This window comes from Bacillus sp. PS217, from assembly GCF_037963535.1.
Taxonomy (GTDB): domain Bacteria; phylum Bacillota; class Bacilli; order Bacillales; family Bacillaceae; genus Bacillus; species Bacillus subtilis.
In genome coordinates this window covers 2,474,381-2,490,108 of the sequence record NZ_CP150157.1, presented here as the reverse complement: position 1 = coordinate 2,490,108, position 15,728 = coordinate 2,474,381, and the positions used below count along the sequence as shown (strand labels likewise).

The window sequence follows — 15,728 nt, the reverse complement described above, 5'->3', positions numbered from 1 at the left end:
ATTATAGGTAAGAGAGGAATGTACACATGAACAGACAAGAATTAATAACAGAAGCTTTAAAAGCGCGTGATATGGCATATGCGCCGTATTCCAAATTCCAAGTAGGAGCCGCTCTTCTTACCAAGGATGGAAAAGTGTACAGAGGCTGCAACATTGAGAACGCGGCATACAGCATGTGCAATTGCGCCGAGCGTACCGCTTTATTTAAAGCTGTTTCTGAAGGGGAAACAGAGTTTCAGATGCTGGCCGTTGCGGCTGACACCCCTGGACCGGTATCTCCGTGCGGAGCCTGCCGCCAGGTGATTTCTGAGCTTTGCACAAAAGACGTTATTGTCGTACTGACTAATTTACAAGGACAAATAAAAGAAATGACTGTGGAAGAATTATTGCCAGGCGCATTTTCATCGGAGGATTTACATGACGAACGAAAGCTTTAAATCAGGATTTGTATCCATTATTGGAAGACCAAACGTAGGAAAATCTACATTTTTGAACAGAGTCATTGGACAAAAAATCGCGATCATGAGCGATAAGCCCCAAACGACGAGAAACAAGGTGCAAGGAGTACTGACGACAGGCACATCACAAACCATTTTTATTGACACACCAGGGATTCATAAACCTAAGCATAAGCTTGGGGACTTTATGATGAAAGTGGCGCAAAATACATTAAAAGAAGTCGATTTGATCTTGTTTATGATCAATGCTGAGGAAGGCTACGGGAAGGGCGACGAATTCATCATTGAGAAATTGCAGACGATGTCTACGCCTGTATTCTTAATCGTAAACAAAATCGATAAAATTCATCCCGACCAATTGCTTCTGCTAATTGACGAATACCGCAAACGCTATCCTTTTAAGGAAATTGTTCCGATTTCTGCTTTAGAAGGAAATAACATCGAAACCTTGCTCGCGCAGATCGAAGCGTATTTGCCGGAAGGGCCGCAATTCTATCCGAGTGACCAGGTAACTGACCACCCTGAACGATTTATCATTTCTGAATTAATCAGGGAAAAGGTGCTGCATTTGACGAGAGAAGAAATCCCGCACAGCATTGCGGTGGCCATCGAATCCATCAAAGGGCAGGACAACGGTTCTGTGCACGTAGCGGCAACGATTGTGGTCGAGCGGGATTCCCAGAAAGGCATCGTGATCGGTAAAAAAGGAAGCCTTCTAAAAGAGGTTGGAAAAAGAGCGAGAGCGGATATTGAAGCACTGTTGGGCTCCCGTGTCTACCTTGAATTGTGGGTGAAAGTGCAGAAAGACTGGCGTAATAAAATGTCCCAGCTTCGCGATTTTGGCTTTAAAGAGGACGAATATTAATCTCTTCCCGTGTGTGTCATTATCTCACAGGAACAGGGATACATTAGCAAATTTTGTTTAACATGAAATGGAGGACATCTGGTCAAGATAAAGGTAAGAATTTGGAGTTTAGGTAAGCTAGTTTAACTACAGAAAGGTGGGTTTCTTGTGTTGAATTTTACCTGGAACGTATTTTCTCAAACAGGAAATGTTGATACGTATCTTCTTTTTAAAGAACTGGAAAAAGAGAACATGGAAAGACCCGAAGAACTAGAAGATGAGCTAGCCCGATTTGATTTTCCAATTTTATAAACCTCTTGGCCGCTCCTGCTTGAGGAAGGTGCGGAAATGCTGACAAAATGTGAAGGGATCGTTCTTCGCACAAATGATTACGGAGAGACGAATAAAATCGTAACATTACTGACAAGAGAACACGGAAAAATAGGTGTTATGGCACGAGGCGCCAAAAAACCGAACAGCCGTTTATCAGCAGTCAGCCAGCCCTTTTTGTATGGTTCTTTCTTAATGCAAAAAACATCGGGCCTCGGAACGCTTCAGCAGGGGGAAATGATCCTCAGCATGAGAGGCATCAGGGAAGACTTGTTTTTAACAGCATATGCTGCCTATGTTGCTGAGTTAGTCGACAGAGGCACAGAAGAAAAAAAGCCAAATCCTTATTTATTTGAATTCATATTAGAATCATTAAAACAGTTGAATGAAGGAACAGATCCGGATGTTATCACCTTCATTGTTCAAATGAAGATGCTCGGTGTCATGGGCCTGTATCCTGAGCTGAATCATTGTGTACATTGTAAAAGCCAAGACGGAACCTTTCATTTCTCTGTTCGTGATAATGGTTTTATATGCCACCGCTGTTTTGAAAAAGATCCTTACAGGATACCGATTAAACCGCAAACGGCAAGGCTGTTAAGGCTCTTTTACTATTTTGATCTGTCGAGACTCGGCAATGTGTCCTTAAAAGAGGAAACAAAAGCTGAATTAAAGCAAGTGATTGATTTATATTACGAAGAATATTCGGGATTGTATTTAAAATCAAAGCGCTTTTTAGATCAAATGGAAAGCATGAAACATCTTATGGGTGAAAACAAAAGTTGACATTTGGTCCATCTTTTTATATGATCATTTATTATAAAATATGTTGCAGTGAGAGAAAGAAGTACTTGCGTTTACCTCATGAAAGCGACCTTAGGGCGGTGTAAGCTAAGGATGAGCACGCAACGAAAGGCATTCTTGAGCAATTTTAAAAAAAGAGGCTGGGGTTTTGTTCTCAGCAACTAGGGTGGAACCGCGGGAGAACTCTCGTCCCTATGTTTGCGGCTGGCAAGCATAGAGACGGGAGTTTTTTGGTTGCTGCCGCAGTCAACTTATGAAAGAAAAGTGGAGGTGCTTGAAATGAATATTCAAGACATGATTCTAACCTTGCAAAAGCATTGGTCCAGTCAGGGCTGTGTGCTTATGCAGGCTTACGATGTAGAAAAAGGAGCCGGCACGATGAGCCCGTATACATTTTTGCGCAGTATCGGCCCTGAGCCGTGGAAAGTGGCTTATGTAGAGCCTTCCAGACGTCCTGCAGACGGCCGCTACGGGGAGAACCCGAACAGACTGTATCAGCATCATCAGTTCCAGGTCATTATTAAACCGTCACCTGATAACATTCAAGAGCTGTATTTGGATTCCTTGCGTGCTCTTGGAATTGATCCGCTTGAGCACGATATTCGCTTTGTTGAAGACAACTGGGAGAATCCGTCTTTAGGCTGCGCGGGTCTAGGCTGGGAAGTTTGGCTTGACGGAATGGAAATAACACAATTTACGTATTTCCAGCAGGTCGGGGGATTAGAGTGTAAACCCGTTTCTGTAGAGATTACGTATGGAATTGAGCGTCTCGCGTCTTATATCCAGGATAAAGAAAACGTGTTTGACTTGGAATGGACGTCAGGGTTTACAGTAAAAGATTTATTCATGATGGCTGAATATGAGCATTCTGTTTATACGTTTGAAACATCAGACGTCGATATGCTGTTCCAATTGTTCAGCACATATGAAAAAGAAGCGATCAAGCAAATGGACAACGGACTTGTTCATCCAGCATATGACTATGTGCTGAAATGCTCGCACACTTTCAACCTGCTTGATGCCAAAGGTGCGATCTCTGTTACCGAGCGGACGGGCTATATCGCAAGAGTGCGGAATTTAGCTAGAAAAGTAGCAAAAACCTACTATGAGGAACGAGAAAAACTAGGGTTCCCAATGCTTAAAGGGGAGGGTTCTTCTCATGAGTAAACAGGATTTACTTTTAGAGATCGGATTAGAGGAAATGCCGGCGCGCTTTTTGAATGAAAGCATGGTTCAGCTTGGCGACAAGCTGACAGGCTGGCTTAAAGAAAAAAATATTACTCACGGTGAAGTGAAACTCTTCAATACACCGAGACGTCTTGCTGTGTTCGTTAAGGATGTCGCAGAAAAGCAGGATGATATAAAAGAAGAAGCAAAAGGGCCTGCGAAAAAAATTGCCCTTGATGCGGACGGGAACTGGACAAAAGCGGCAATCGGCTTTTCAAAAGGCCAAGGCGCGAATGTGGAAGACCTGTACATCAAAGAAGTAAAAGGCATAGAGTATGTATTCGTGCAAAAATTCCAAGCCGGCCAAGAAACGAAGTCGCTTCTGCCAGAATTGAGCGGTTTAATTACAAGCTTGCATTTCCCGAAAAACATGCGCTGGGGAAATGAAGATTTGCGTTATATCCGACCGATCAAATGGATTGTCGCATTATTTGGACAGGATGTCATTCCATTTTCGATCACAAACATTGAGTCTGGACGGACAACACAGGGACACCGTTTCCTCGGACATGAAGTGTCAATTGAATCACCTTCAGCTTATGAAGAGCAGCTCAAAGGACAGCATGTTATTGCTGATCCTAGCGTCCGAAAGCAAATGATTCAATCTCAGCTGGAAGCAATGGCTGCTGAAAACGATTGGAGCATTCCAGTTGACGAAGACCTTCTTGATGAAGTGAATCATTTAGTAGAATACCCGACAGCTCTTTACGGTTCATTTGAATCCGAGTTTCTGTCAATTCCTGAAGAAGTGCTTGTCACAACAATGAAAGAGCATCAGCGCTACTTCCCTGTCAAAGACAAAAACGGTGACCTGCTGCCTCACTTTATCACAGTCCGAAACGGCAACAGCCACGCGATTGAAAATGTGGCCCGAGGCAATGAAAAAGTGCTGCGCGCACGTTTATCTGATGCTTCATTCTTCTACAAAGAAGATCAGAAACTAAACATTGATGCAAATGTGAAGAAGCTTGAAAATATCGTTTTCCATGAAGAGCTTGGTTCTCTTGCTGATAAGGTTAGAAGAGTCACATCAATCGCAGAGAAACTTGCCGTTCGCCTTCAGGCTGATGAAGATACATTAAAACATGTGAAGCGGGCTGCTGAAATTTCTAAATTCGACCTTGTGACGCATATGATATATGAATTCCCTGAACTTCAAGGAATTATGGGCGAAAAGTATGCGAGAATGCTTGGCGAAGATGAAGCTGTGGCGGCGGCAGTTAATGAACATTATATGCCTAGATCAGCGGGCGGAGAAACGCCTTCTACTTTCACCGGAGCTGTTGTAGCAATGGCGGATAAGCTTGACACAATCGCTTCATTCTTCTCTATCGGCGTAATTCCGACTGGTTCCCAGGACCCTTACGGACTGCGCCGCCAAGCAAGCGGTATTGTTGCGATTCTTCTTGACCGCAACTGGGGAATTTCATTTGAAGAGCTGCTTACTTTCGTACAAACCGATAAAGAAATTGAACTGCTGGATTTCTTCACTCAGCGCTTGAAATATGTCTTGAATGCTGAACAAATCAGACATGATGTCATTGACGCCGTGCTGGAAAGCTCTGAGCTTGAGCCGTACTCTGCGCTGCATAAAGCACAAGTACTGGAGCAAAAGCTTGGTGCACCTGGCTTTAAGGAAACAGCCGAAGCGTTAGGCCGAGTGATCTCTATCAGCAAAAAAGGAGTCCGCGGAGACATTCAGCCTGATCTGTTTGAAAATGAATACGAAGCAAAACTGTTTGATGCCTACCAAACAGCGAAGCAAAATCTGCAGGAAAACTTCAGCAAAAAAGATTATGAGGCGGCGCTTGCTTCACTTGCAGCCTTAAAAGAACCGATCGATGCTTACTTCAATCATACAATGGTTATAGCGGATAATGAGTCATTAAAGGCAAATCGTTTAGCGCAAATGGTAAGCTTGGCGGATGAGATCAAGTCCTTTGCGAATATGAATGCCCTTATTGTAAAATAAAGAGAGAAAAGGCGGTTGCTGTGTGATCGGTAATCGTCTTTTCCCCATTTATAAGTTTTTTGTTTGATTACAAGATATTTACGTTATAATATGGATTATTATTTCTTTACATAGCTATGAAGTGAAAAGGTGGTGAGTACGATCGAACTAAATAAACGGCAAGAACATATTTTGCAGATTGTAAAAGAAAACGGGCCGATTACAGGGGAGCATATTGCAGAAAAGCTGAACCTAACCAGGGCGACATTGCGCCCGGATTTAGCCATACTCACCATGTCAGGATTCCTCGAGGCGCGCCCGAGAGTCGGTTATTTCTATACGGGAAAAACCGGCACACAGCTTTTGGCGGATAAACTCAAAAAGCTTCAGGTGAAAGACTTTCAATCTATCCCCGTAGTGATTCACGAAAACGTTTCTGTGTACGATGCGATTTGCACCATGTTTTTAGAAGATGTAGGTACTCTGTTTGTGGTGGACCGCGATGCTATTTTAGTCGGGGTGCTTTCACGAAAAGACTTGCTCAGAGCGAGCATTGGCCAGCAGGAGCTTACATCGGTCCCTGTTCACATCATCATGACAAGGATGCCGAACATTACGGTGTGCAGACGCGAGGATTATGTGATGGACATTGCAAAGCACTTAATAGAAAAACAAATTGATGCACTGCCTGTCATCAAAGACACCGATAAAGGCTTTGAAGTGATCGGCAGAGTGACAAAAACAAATATGACCAAAATACTTGTCAGTTTATCTGAAAATGAAATCCTATAAGATTGCAAACTAACGGGGGGATAATATGAATAACCGCATCATCTATGTTGTATCGGATTCCGTCGGTGAAACGGCTGAATTGGTAGTAAAAGCAGCACTCAGCCAATTTAACGGATCGGCGGATGATACTCATGTAAGAAGAATTCCTTATGTTGAAGATATAGGCACTATCAATGAAGTGATTTCACTTGCAAAGGCAGACGGCGGCATTATCTGTTTTACACTCGTGGTGCCGGAAATCAGAGAATATTTGATAGCCGAAGCGGAAAAAGCAAATGTTTTATATTATGATATTATCGGCCCGTTGATTGATAAAATGGAAACAGCCTACGGTTTAACAGCGAAATACGAACCGGGGCGGGTGCGCCAGCTTGATGAAGATTATTTCAAAAAAGTGGAGGCCATCGAGTTTGCAGTTAAATACGATGATGGGCGTGATCCAAGAGGGATTTTAAAAGCTGATATTGTTTTGATCGGCGTGTCAAGAACGTCTAAAACACCGCTGTCTCAATATCTCGCACACAAACGCCTGAAGGTTGCCAATGTTCCGATTGTACCGGAGGTTGATCCGCCGGAAGAACTCTTTAACGTTGATCCGAAAAAATGCATCGGTTTAAAGATTAGCCCTGATAAACTGAATCATATCAGAAAAGAACGTTTAAAATCACTCGGGCTTAATGATAAAGCGATTTATGCAAATATCAACAGAATCAAAGAGGAACTCGAGTATTTCGAAAAGATTGTGGATCGGATCGGCTGCCAGGTTGTTGATGTTTCAAATAAAGCGGTTGAGGAAACAGCAAATATTATCCATCATCTCAAAACAAAAAACATATAACTCAGGACGCTCTATCCTGGGTTTTTGGCTGTGCCAAAAGGGAATAATGAAAAACAATAGCATCTTTGTGAAGTTTGTATTATAATAAAAAATTGTGATAAAATGATTAATTTTAGGTTTAAGGATCGTGTGATACGAATAAACTATTATGGGTAAGATGTCAAGAATTTCTCCCGGAAATTTTTCGACAAATTCATATACATCCACAATAATAAAGGATGTGCGATTTTGCTTGCTTTTATGCAGGAGTTTAATGGAGGGATGGAGAATTACTCTTCTTAATGAACAAGAAAAGACGATTTTTGTCGATGCTGATGCTTGTCCGGTAAAAGATGAAATTTTACAAACAGCATCCGAGTATGAAGTTCAAGTTCTTTTTGTCGCTTCATTTGAACATTATCAGCTTTCCAGAAGCAATGAAGAAAAATGGAAGTATGTTGATCCTCATAAAGAAGCTGCTGATTTATATATCGCAAATCACGTGAAACCGGGAGATATTGTTGTGACGCAGGACATCGGATTAGCATCTCTGCTGTTGAACAGAAATGTCTCCGTTATGTCGGAAAGGGGTCGTCTTTACAAAGAAGACACGATTGATTTTGCCCTAGAGGGCCGTCATTTTTCCGGCAAACAAAGAAGAAAAGGCGTATATGCCAAAGGGCCTAAAAAATTGAATAAAGAAGATCGAGAACGATTTATTACACTGCTGCAAAAAATCCTGTCGAACGATGAAGGGATTTTGCACTAAAGCATCGAATAATGTACGACGGAGTGTTATAAGATGGGAAATCGGATACCAGATGAAATTGTGGATCAGGTGCAAAAGTCGGCAGATATCGTTGAAGTCATAGGTGATTATGTTCAAATAAAGAAGCAAGGCCGAAACTACTTTGGACTCTGTCCTTTTCATGGAGAAAGCACACCTTCGTTTTCCGTATCGCCCGACAAACAGATTTTTCATTGCTTTGGCTGCGGAGCGGGCGGCAATGTTTTCTCTTTTTTAAGGCAGATGGAAGGCTACTCATTTGCCGAGTCGGTTTCTCACCTTGCTGACAAATACCAAATTGATTTTCCAGATGATATAACAGTCCATTCCGGAGCCCGGCCAGAGTCTTCTGGAGAACAAAAAATGGCTGAGGCCCATGAGCTCCTGAAGAAATTTTACCATCATTTGTTAATAAATACAAAAGAAGGTCAAGAGGCACTGGATTATCTGCTTTCTAGGGGCTTTACGAAAGAGCTGATTGATGAATTTCAGATTGGCTATGCTCTTGATTCTTGGGACTTTATCACGAAATTCCTTGTAAAGAGGGGATTTAGTGAGGCGCAAATGGAAAAAGCAGGTCTCCTGATCAGACGCGAAGACGGAAGCGGATATTTCGACCGCTTCAGAAACCGTGTCATGTTTCCGATCCATGATCATCACGGGGCTGTTGTTGCTTTCTCAGGCAGGGCTCTTGGCAGCCAGCAGCCTAAGTATATGAACAGTCCTGAAACCCCGCTCTTTCATAAAAGCAAACTGCTTTACAATTTTTATAAGGCCCGCCTTCATATCAGAAAGCAGGAAAGAGCAGTCTTATTTGAAGGTTTTGCTGATGTCATATCGGCCGTAAGCTCGGGTGTAAAAGAAAGCATAGCCACGATGGGAACATCTCTTACAGATGATCATGTCAAGATCCTGAGAAGAAACGTCGAAGAAATCATTCTTTGCTATGACTCTGATAAAGCCGGTTATGAAGCCACCTTAAAAGCTTCGGAGCTTCTGCAAAAAAAAGGCTGCAAAGTCAGAGTTGCAATGATTCCTGACGGATTGGACCCTGATGATTACATCAAAAAATTCGGCGGGGAAAAATTTAAAAACGACATTATTGATGCCAGTGTCACCGTAATGGCGTTCAAAATGCAATATTTCCGAAAAGGAAAGAACCTGTCCGATGAAGGCGACCGACTAGCTTACATTAAAGACGTACTGAAAGAAATCAGCACGCTTTCAGGGTCTCTAGAGCAGGAAGTCTATGTAAAGCAGCTTGCTTCAGAGTTTTCGCTTTCACAGGAGTCTTTAACTGAGCAGCTGTCTGTTTTCAGCAAGCAAAACAAACCTGCTGACAATAGCGGTGAAACAAAAACGCGGCGAGCGCATCTGACGACAAAAGCAAGGCAAAAACGTTTGCGTCCGGCGTATGAAAATGCAGAAAGGCTGTTACTCGCTCACATGCTTCGAGATCGGAGCGTCATCAAAAAAGTGATTGACCGGGTAGGGTTTCAATTTAATATTGATGAGCACCGGGCATTAGCCGCCTATCTTTATGCTTTTTATGAAGAGGGAGCCGAGCTGACGCCTCAGCATCTGATGGCCAGGGTGACGGATGATCATATAAGCCAGCTCTTGTCTGATATATTAATGCTTCAGGTTAATCAAGAGCTTAGCGAAGCCGAGTTATCAGATTATGTAAAAAAAGTGTTGAATCAAAGAAATTGGTCAATGATAAAAGAAAAAGAGGCGGAAAGAGCCGAAGCCGAAAGGCAAAAAGATTTTTTAAGAGCTGCTTCTCTGGCTCAAGAAATCGTTACATTGAACCGATCTTTAAAATAACTGGAGAACTGATGAGGAGCATGTATTGGCAATGATTCCTTGCGGAGGAGCAAATAGATCGCTTAACCTCATCATGAATTGTCATTTCATTATTCGCACATTGTTAAAGGCAGTTCACATAGAAAACGCCTGAATGGACCGAATAAGAATCATACCGCTTATAGAATTCGTTGCAAGCTTTGGAAGGAGGGATCCATAATGGCTGATAAACAAACCCACGAGACAGAATTAACATTCGACCAAGTAAAAGAGCAATTAACAGAGTCTGGTAAAAAACGTGGCGTTTTGACATATGAAGAAATTGCTGAGCGTATGTCCAGCTTTGAAATTGAATCAGACCAAATGGATGAGTATTATGAATTTTTAGGTGAACAAGGTGTTGAATTAATTAGTGAGAATGAAGAAACAGAAGATCCTAATATTCAGCAGCTTGCCAAAGCCGAAGAAGAATTTGACCTTAATGACCTAAGTGTACCGCCTGGCGTTAAAATCAATGACCCAGTTCGTATGTATTTAAAGGAAATCGGTCGGGTTAACCTTCTTTCTGCAAAAGAAGAAATCGCCTACGCTCAAAAGATTGAAGAAGGTGACGAAGAATCTAAACGCAGATTGGCTGAAGCGAACCTGCGGCTTGTTGTCAGTATCGCAAAACGGTATGTCGGACGTGGTATGCTGTTCCTTGATCTGATCCAGGAAGGAAACATGGGTCTGATGAAAGCCGTTGAAAAATTTGATTATCGCAAAGGTTATAAATTCAGTACGTATGCTACGTGGTGGATCAGACAGGCGATTACACGCGCCATTGCCGATCAGGCGAGAACGATCCGGATTCCCGTTCATATGGTTGAAACCATTAATAAATTAATCCGTGTGCAGCGTCAATTACTGCAAGACTTAGGCAGAGAACCAACACCTGAAGAAATTGCGGAAGATATGGATTTAACGCCTGAAAAAGTACGCGAAATCTTAAAGATTGCTCAAGAGCCGGTATCTCTGGAAACACCGATCGGTGAAGAGGATGACTCGCACCTTGGTGATTTCATTGAAGACCAAGAAGCAACTTCACCTTCTGACCACGCCGCATACGAGCTATTGAAAGAGCAGCTGGAAGATGTGCTTGATACGTTAACTGATCGTGAAGAAAATGTATTGCGTCTTCGATTCGGTCTTGATGACGGCCGTACAAGAACATTAGAAGAGGTCGGCAAAGTATTTGGAGTAACGAGAGAGCGTATTCGACAAATCGAAGCCAAAGCGTTGCGGAAACTAAGACATCCTAGCAGAAGTAAACGTTTGAAAGATTTCCTCGAATAAGATGGAACGGGTCTTGAAGATCCGTTCTTCTTTTTTTTAAAAGATATATGGATAATATGCCTTTATTTTACTGAAAAATGATGTCATTTGCAAATGAACATTGTGGTGAAAAATTTCAAAATCTAATTCCATATTTTCTATTGTAAGCGTATACAATACATTATACAATAGAATAAAAAGGATATTAGAGATTTAGGCATGTTTCTATTCAATTTTGTATAAAGTGTGAATAAAAAACTTTTGTATAGCAATCCATTTACTTTTTGTAAAAATAAGTTAGAATTAGAAGTGTTTACATAGGGGGAAGGAACAAAAAGGGGGAAGGGAAATGAAATGGAACCCGCTTATTCCATTTTTGCTGATCGCTGTTTTAGGAATTGGTCTAACTTTCTTTTTATCAGTAAAAGGACTTGATGACTCTCGGGAGATTGCGAGCGGAGGAGAAAGCAAATCTGCTGAAAAGAAAGATGCAAACGCTTCACCAGAAGAAATTTACAAGGCAAACTGCATCGCATGCCACGGTGAAAATTATGAAGGTGTTTCGGGTCCGAGCTTAAAAGGTGTAGGGGATAAGAAAGATGTCGCTGAAATTAAAACAAAGATCGAAAAAGGCGGTAATGGAATGCCTTCCGGTCTTGTTCCGGCCGATAAGCTGGATGATATGGCAGAGTGGGTGTCAAAAATTAAATAAAAGAACTATTTTTCTCTTTATACATTCACAGGCCGCCGAGATGTTCTCGACAGCCTTTTATTTTTGACTGCCGCGTGCAGACCCGCATCAAAAGAAATAATTTCAAAATCATTTGCTTCAGCTTGGATTCCGGGCTGATTTTTTATATGATAGTAAAGGAAAAAATGATTGAGAAAAGTTGTGATGACAAGTGAACGAATTAAAATTATCTAAACGATTGCAAACAGTAGCGGAGTACATACCGAATGGAGCGGTGATGGCCGATATCGGCTCTGACCACGCCTACCTTCCTTGTTATGCGGTGCTGAATCATAAAGCCAGCGGGGCGATTGCCGGAGAAATAACAGACGGCCCATTTTTGTCTGCAAAGCGGCAGGTTGAAAAATCAGGCTTAAACTCGCACATTTCTGTAAGGCAGGGAGACGGACTGGAAGTGATTAAAAAAGGTGAAGCTGATGCCATTACGATTGCCGGAATGGGCGGGGCTTTGATCGCTCACATTTTAGAAGCGGGCAAAGACAAATTAACGGGGAAGGAACGGCTCATTTTACAGCCGAATATTCATGCTGTTCATATCAGGGAGTGGCTTTATAAAGAAAGATATGCGCTGATAGATGAGGTAATCCTTGAAGAGGACGGAAAGTGCTATGAGGTGCTGGTGGCAGAAGCGGGAGACAGGGATGCGGCTTATGACGGTATTTCTTTATCAGCCGGGATGCTCGTCGGCCCTTTCTTAGCAAAAGAAAAAAATGCTGTCTTTTTGAAAAAGTGGACACAAGAGCTTCAGCACACTCAAAGCATTTATGAACAGATCAGCCAAGCGGCGGATACAGAGCAAAACAAACAAAAATTAAAGGAGCTCGCCGATCGAATGGAGCTGTTAAAGGAGGTAATCGATCATGGCTAAAAGTGTAAATGGGCAGCAGATCATCCAGCTGTTTGAACAATTTTCCCCGAAAGCCTATGCGGTTGAAGGAGATAAAATCGGCCTGCAAATCGGCACTTTAAACAAACCAATTAAAAATGTGATGGTTACACTTGATGTGTTAGAGAGCGTTATCGATGAAGCGATTGAAAAAGAGGTTGACTTGATTATTGCACACCATCCTCCTATTTTCCGGCCGCTAAAGCATATTTCAACAGATCAGCCTGCCGGAAGGTTAATTGAAAAGTGTTTGAAGCATGATATTGCTGTTTATGCAGCTCATACAAATTTAGACGTTGCGGACGGCGGCGTGAATGATTTGCTTGCTGAAGCATTAGAGCTGAGTGAGATGGAAGTGCTGGCACCTACTTATACGGATCCTTTGAAAAAGCTGGCAGTATACGTGCCGAAGGAATATGAAGAGCAGGTCAGAGCCGCGGTCGGAAATGCGGGGGCCGGCCATATCGGTGAATACAGCCATTGCGCGTTTTCATCTGAAGGAATCGGCAGCTTTAAGCCATTGGACGGAGCTAAGCCTTTTATCGGTGAAGTGGGAGAGCTTGAGCTTGTTCATGAAGTAAGGCTTGAGACTGTATTTCCTAAAAGCGTCGAAAAAGCTGTTATCAATGCAATGATAAAAAGCCATCCATATGAAGAAGTTGCTTACGATATCTATCCTGTCGAACAGACTCCCGCCGAAAAAGGGCTCGGCCGTGTCGGAACCCTTAAAAATGAGATGACGCTTAAGGAATTCGCTTTATTTGTGAAAGACAAGCTTGACGTCAATGGTGTCAGAATGGTGGGAGATGCAGACAGCATGGTGAAAAAGGTAGCTGTTCTTGGTGGAGATGGAAACAAGTATATTCATCATGCAAAACGAAAGGGAGCCGATGTTTACGTCACAGGGGATTTATACTTCCATGTGGCCCATGATGCGATGATGCTTGGCCTAAATGTGGTTGATCCGGGCCATTACGCGGAAAAAATCATGAAAGAAGGCGTCACGAGAAAACTGACATCAATGTGTAACGATAAAAAGTTTGACGTGAATATCTTTGTTTCTGAAACAGATACAAATCCATTTACATTTCTATAAAAAAACTGAGGCTTTTACAGCCTCAGTTTTTTGCTTTTACTTTTGGAAGTATTTTTTTGAGCGGTATATTATGTTCAGTTGTCCAAGTTGATGGATCTTCGTGATCAAACTGCTCTAAAAAGCGAATGACTTCTTTTGTGATCGGCGTCGGTGTTGAAGCTCCCGCTGTAACTGCAACGGTATTAACGCCTTTCAGCCATTCGAGCTTCAATTCGCTTAAGTCGCCGATCCGGTATGCTTTTGTCCCGGCTATTTCCTCTGACACTTGAGCAAGCCTATTTGAATTGTTGCTTTTCGGGTCTCCGACAACGATTGTTAAGTCCGCTTTTTTTGCCTGCTCTGATACAGCTTCCTGCCGCACTTGAGTAGCGAGGCAAATCTCTTGGTGATATTCGACATGAGGATATTTTTCTTTGACAAGCTCCATAATGTCGTGAACATCCCATTGAGACATTGTTGTTTGATTCGTCACGATTAACTTCTCGGCTTGGATATCAAGGTTCTTTACATCTTCTTCTGTTTCAACTAAGTGAACGATCTCCGGCGCTACGCCAACGGCTCCCTCAGGCTCTGGATGCCCTTTTTTGCCGATATAGATCACGTGATATCCTTTTTCTTTCATCTCTAAGATTAGATTATGAGTTTTCGTCACATCCGGACATGTAGCATCAATTGCGACTAACCCTTTTTCTTCTGCGATTCTTCTGACTTCGGGAGAAACACCGTGCGCAGTGAAAATGACAGTTCCTTTGTCAACCTGCTTTAAGATGTCCAGACGGTTAGAGCCGTCCAATGTAAAAATCCCTTCCTCTTCAAACGCATCAGTGACGTGTTTATTATGAACAATCATCCCGAGTATATAGATGGGTCTTGGCAAGCTTTTATCTAGTGACGCATTTTTGGCAATGACCATAGCATCAACAACACCATAGCAATAGCCGCGCGGTGAAATTTTAATTACGTCCATTTTCGGTTGTCCTCCAATACTGAAGTGAGTAAAGGCAATATAAAAAGCCGTAATCAAACGGCTCTATTCTTGCATTCTTCTGATCTCATTATAGCCAATCTCACTTCAGATATCAAAGAATGTTAAATATATAATCTCGGTTTTGAACTGCCTGATGTTCTTTTCGGAGCAGGAGAGGCAGCTTCCTTTTTCTTCGGGGCAGATGTTTTTGATTCTTGTTCTTTATTGTCAGTTGTTTTAGATTTCTTTGGGAGAGAAGAACTTTTTGGTTTTGATTTTTTGTTCCCATCTGAGGTTTTTGTTTCAGTCTCTTTTTCTTTTTCTGATGATTCTTCTGAAACGGATTGTTTTTCACTTTCCTCATTGGTCTCTGTCTCAGTATCATCACTTTTACTTAATTGGCTGTACAGCTTCATCATTGCTGGCAGATTGCGGACTAATGGGCCGTACTGCTGGATCATAGGGGTGACTTGCTGCGCCATGCCGAGTACTTTTTGCACATTTCCAAGCATACTGGATAATGATGCAGGATTGGCGATATTTTGAATGCCTTGCAGGCCAGCACCTCCGCTCGCTGCGGCACCTGCTCCTGGAACTCCGGCGCTGCCAGCGCCTCCTCCGCCGGGTAGGAATCTTGACAGCATTCCTTTTAAGCCTCCGCCTGCACCTGCACTATTTCTCGCTCCGGCATTTGCCTGAGGAAGAAATTGTCCGGCTTGCTGAAAACCTTGCTGCTGTGCTCCAAATGAAGGTCCTCGCATATTAGGCGGTCTTCTGCCCATCATTCGCTGATTTGGCATGGGGCGGGGCGGTCCGGGCTGTGGGTAACTTCTCATTGGCTGCTGCGGTGAAAACATACTTGTACCTCCTTTCAGCTCTCTCTGCTATTAGAATATGC

16 protein-coding genes are annotated in these 15,728 nt (G+C 42.6%); 14 read left to right on the top strand and 2 right to left on the bottom strand.

Translation table 11 applies throughout. From position 1 onward, the window contains the following. Window positions 1-26 precede the first annotated feature (26 nt). From NSQ83_RS12810 to NSQ83_RS12745, 14 genes are all read left to right on the top strand, one after another. The gene (locus tag NSQ83_RS12810; protein ID WP_032722130.1) at window positions 27-437 is read left to right on the top strand and encodes a cytidine deaminase; all 411 of its coding nucleotides are present in this window, start codon (window positions 27-29) and stop codon (window positions 435-437) included. Beyond that, window positions 418-1,323: a GTPase Era gene (gene era, locus NSQ83_RS12805; RefSeq protein WP_003230051.1), complete on the top strand. Its 906-nt coding sequence runs from the start codon at window positions 418-420 to the stop codon at window positions 1,321-1,323. The genes NSQ83_RS12810 and era overlap by 20 nt, the downstream gene beginning before the upstream one ends. 147 nt (window positions 1,324-1,470) lie before the next feature. Then, on the top strand, window positions 1,471-1,614 hold the full coding sequence (locus NSQ83_RS12800) for a YqzL family protein (RefSeq protein ID WP_024122087.1): 144 nt from the start codon (window positions 1,471-1,473) through the stop codon (window positions 1,612-1,614). A 36-nt stretch (window positions 1,615-1,650) separates the two neighbouring features. Continuing rightward, entirely contained in the window at window positions 1,651-2,418 is a 768-nt protein-coding gene (gene recO / locus NSQ83_RS12795; protein WP_003230055.1) for a DNA repair protein RecO, read from the top strand. Window positions 2,419-2,715: 297 nt separating this feature from the next. Further along, window positions 2,716-3,603, top strand: coding sequence for a glycine--tRNA ligase subunit alpha (gene glyQ / locus NSQ83_RS12790; protein WP_003226213.1), 888 nt, complete (start codon window positions 2,716-2,718; stop codon window positions 3,601-3,603). Continuing rightward, complete coding sequence (glyS, locus tag NSQ83_RS12785; RefSeq protein WP_198878621.1) at window positions 3,596-5,635, top strand: glycine--tRNA ligase subunit beta; 2,040 nt, start codon at window positions 3,596-3,598, stop codon at window positions 5,633-5,635. Before glyQ ends, glyS begins: the two co-directional genes overlap by 8 nt. Before the next feature lie 132 nt (window positions 5,636-5,767). After that, complete coding sequence (gene ccpN, locus NSQ83_RS12780) at window positions 5,768-6,406, top strand: transcriptional regulator CcpN (RefSeq protein WP_198878622.1); 639 nt, start codon at window positions 5,768-5,770, stop codon at window positions 6,404-6,406. A gap of 25 nt (window positions 6,407-6,431) precedes the next feature. Continuing rightward, entirely contained in the window at window positions 6,432-7,244 is an 813-nt protein-coding gene (locus tag NSQ83_RS12775; protein ID WP_003230064.1) for a pyruvate, water dikinase regulatory protein, read from the top strand. 253 nt (window positions 7,245-7,497) lie between these two features. Next, window positions 7,498-7,992, top strand: coding sequence for a YaiI/YqxD family protein (locus NSQ83_RS12770; RefSeq protein WP_003230065.1), 495 nt, complete (start codon window positions 7,498-7,500; stop codon window positions 7,990-7,992). Window positions 7,993-8,025: 33 nt separating this feature from the next. After that, window positions 8,026-9,837, top strand: coding sequence for a DNA primase (dnaG, locus tag NSQ83_RS12765; RefSeq protein WP_198878623.1), 1,812 nt, complete (start codon window positions 8,026-8,028; stop codon window positions 9,835-9,837). 198 nt (window positions 9,838-10,035) lie between these two features. Next, on the top strand, window positions 10,036-11,151 hold the full coding sequence (gene rpoD, locus NSQ83_RS12760) for an RNA polymerase sigma factor RpoD (RefSeq protein ID WP_003226225.1): 1,116 nt from the start codon (window positions 10,036-10,038) through the stop codon (window positions 11,149-11,151). A gap of 328 nt (window positions 11,152-11,479) precedes the next feature. Further along, window positions 11,480-11,842: a cytochrome c550 gene (gene cccA / locus NSQ83_RS12755; protein WP_003230068.1), complete on the top strand. Its 363-nt coding sequence runs from the start codon at window positions 11,480-11,482 to the stop codon at window positions 11,840-11,842. Between the two features lie 256 nt (window positions 11,843-12,098). After that, on the top strand, window positions 12,099-12,749 hold the full coding sequence (gene trmK / locus NSQ83_RS12750; protein ID WP_003246178.1) for a tRNA (adenine(22)-N(1))-methyltransferase TrmK: 651 nt from the start codon (window positions 12,099-12,101) through the stop codon (window positions 12,747-12,749). Continuing rightward, the gene (locus NSQ83_RS12745) at window positions 12,742-13,863 is read left to right on the top strand and encodes a Nif3-like dinuclear metal center hexameric protein (RefSeq protein WP_198878624.1); all 1,122 of its coding nucleotides are present in this window, start codon (window positions 12,742-12,744) and stop codon (window positions 13,861-13,863) included. The genes trmK and NSQ83_RS12745 overlap by 8 nt, the downstream gene beginning before the upstream one ends. Window positions 13,864-13,885: 22 nt before the next feature. On the opposite strand, the gene NSQ83_RS12740 is transcribed toward NSQ83_RS12745, so the two are convergent. Together NSQ83_RS12740 and vrrA are read right to left on the bottom strand one after the other, a co-directional pair. Then, window positions 13,886-14,830: a 4-hydroxy-3-methylbut-2-enyl diphosphate reductase gene (locus NSQ83_RS12740; RefSeq protein ID WP_014477361.1), complete on the bottom strand. Its 945-nt coding sequence runs from the start codon at window positions 14,828-14,830 to the stop codon at window positions 13,886-13,888. Between the two features lie 122 nt (window positions 14,831-14,952). After that, window positions 14,953-15,687 carry a VrrA/YqfQ family protein gene (gene vrrA / locus NSQ83_RS12735; RefSeq protein WP_198878625.1) on the bottom strand — a complete coding sequence of 245 codons (735 nt, stop codon included), beginning with the start codon at window positions 15,685-15,687 and terminating at the stop codon, window positions 14,953-14,955. Window positions 15,688-15,728 lie beyond the last annotated feature (41 nt).

What these genes read in the sequence shown, in the direction of transcription:
- vrrA (WP_198878625.1), bottom strand. Translation starts at nt 15,687, where the DNA reads ATGTTTTCACCGCAGCAGCCAATGAGAAGTTACCCACAGCCCGGACCG.
- NSQ83_RS12775 (WP_003230064.1), top strand. Translation starts at nt 6,432, where the DNA reads ATGAATAACCGCATCATCTATGTTGTATCGGATTCCGTCGGTGAAACG.
- NSQ83_RS12745 (WP_198878624.1), top strand. Translation starts at nt 12,742, where the DNA reads ATGGCTAAAAGTGTAAATGGGCAGCAGATCATCCAGCTGTTTGAACAA.
- NSQ83_RS12810 (WP_032722130.1), top strand. Translation starts at nt 27, where the DNA reads ATGAACAGACAAGAATTAATAACAGAAGCTTTAAAAGCGCGTGATATG.
- era (WP_003230051.1), top strand. Translation starts at nt 418, where the DNA reads ATGACGAACGAAAGCTTTAAATCAGGATTTGTATCCATTATTGGAAGA.
- NSQ83_RS12770 (WP_003230065.1), top strand. Translation starts at nt 7,498, where the DNA reads ATGGAGGGATGGAGAATTACTCTTCTTAATGAACAAGAAAAGACGATT.
- glyQ (WP_003226213.1), top strand. Translation starts at nt 2,716, where the DNA reads ATGAATATTCAAGACATGATTCTAACCTTGCAAAAGCATTGGTCCAGT.
- glyS (WP_198878621.1), top strand. Translation starts at nt 3,596, where the DNA reads ATGAGTAAACAGGATTTACTTTTAGAGATCGGATTAGAGGAAATGCCG.
- recO (WP_003230055.1), top strand. Translation starts at nt 1,651, where the DNA reads ATGCTGACAAAATGTGAAGGGATCGTTCTTCGCACAAATGATTACGGA.
- dnaG (WP_198878623.1), top strand. Translation starts at nt 8,026, where the DNA reads ATGGGAAATCGGATACCAGATGAAATTGTGGATCAGGTGCAAAAGTCG.
- trmK (WP_003246178.1), top strand. Translation starts at nt 12,099, where the DNA reads ATGGCCGATATCGGCTCTGACCACGCCTACCTTCCTTGTTATGCGGTG.
- NSQ83_RS12740 (WP_014477361.1), bottom strand. Translation starts at nt 14,830, where the DNA reads ATGGACGTAATTAAAATTTCACCGCGCGGCTATTGCTATGGTGTTGTT.
- cccA (WP_003230068.1), top strand. Translation starts at nt 11,480, where the DNA reads ATGAAATGGAACCCGCTTATTCCATTTTTGCTGATCGCTGTTTTAGGA.
- rpoD (WP_003226225.1), top strand. Translation starts at nt 10,036, where the DNA reads ATGGCTGATAAACAAACCCACGAGACAGAATTAACATTCGACCAAGTA.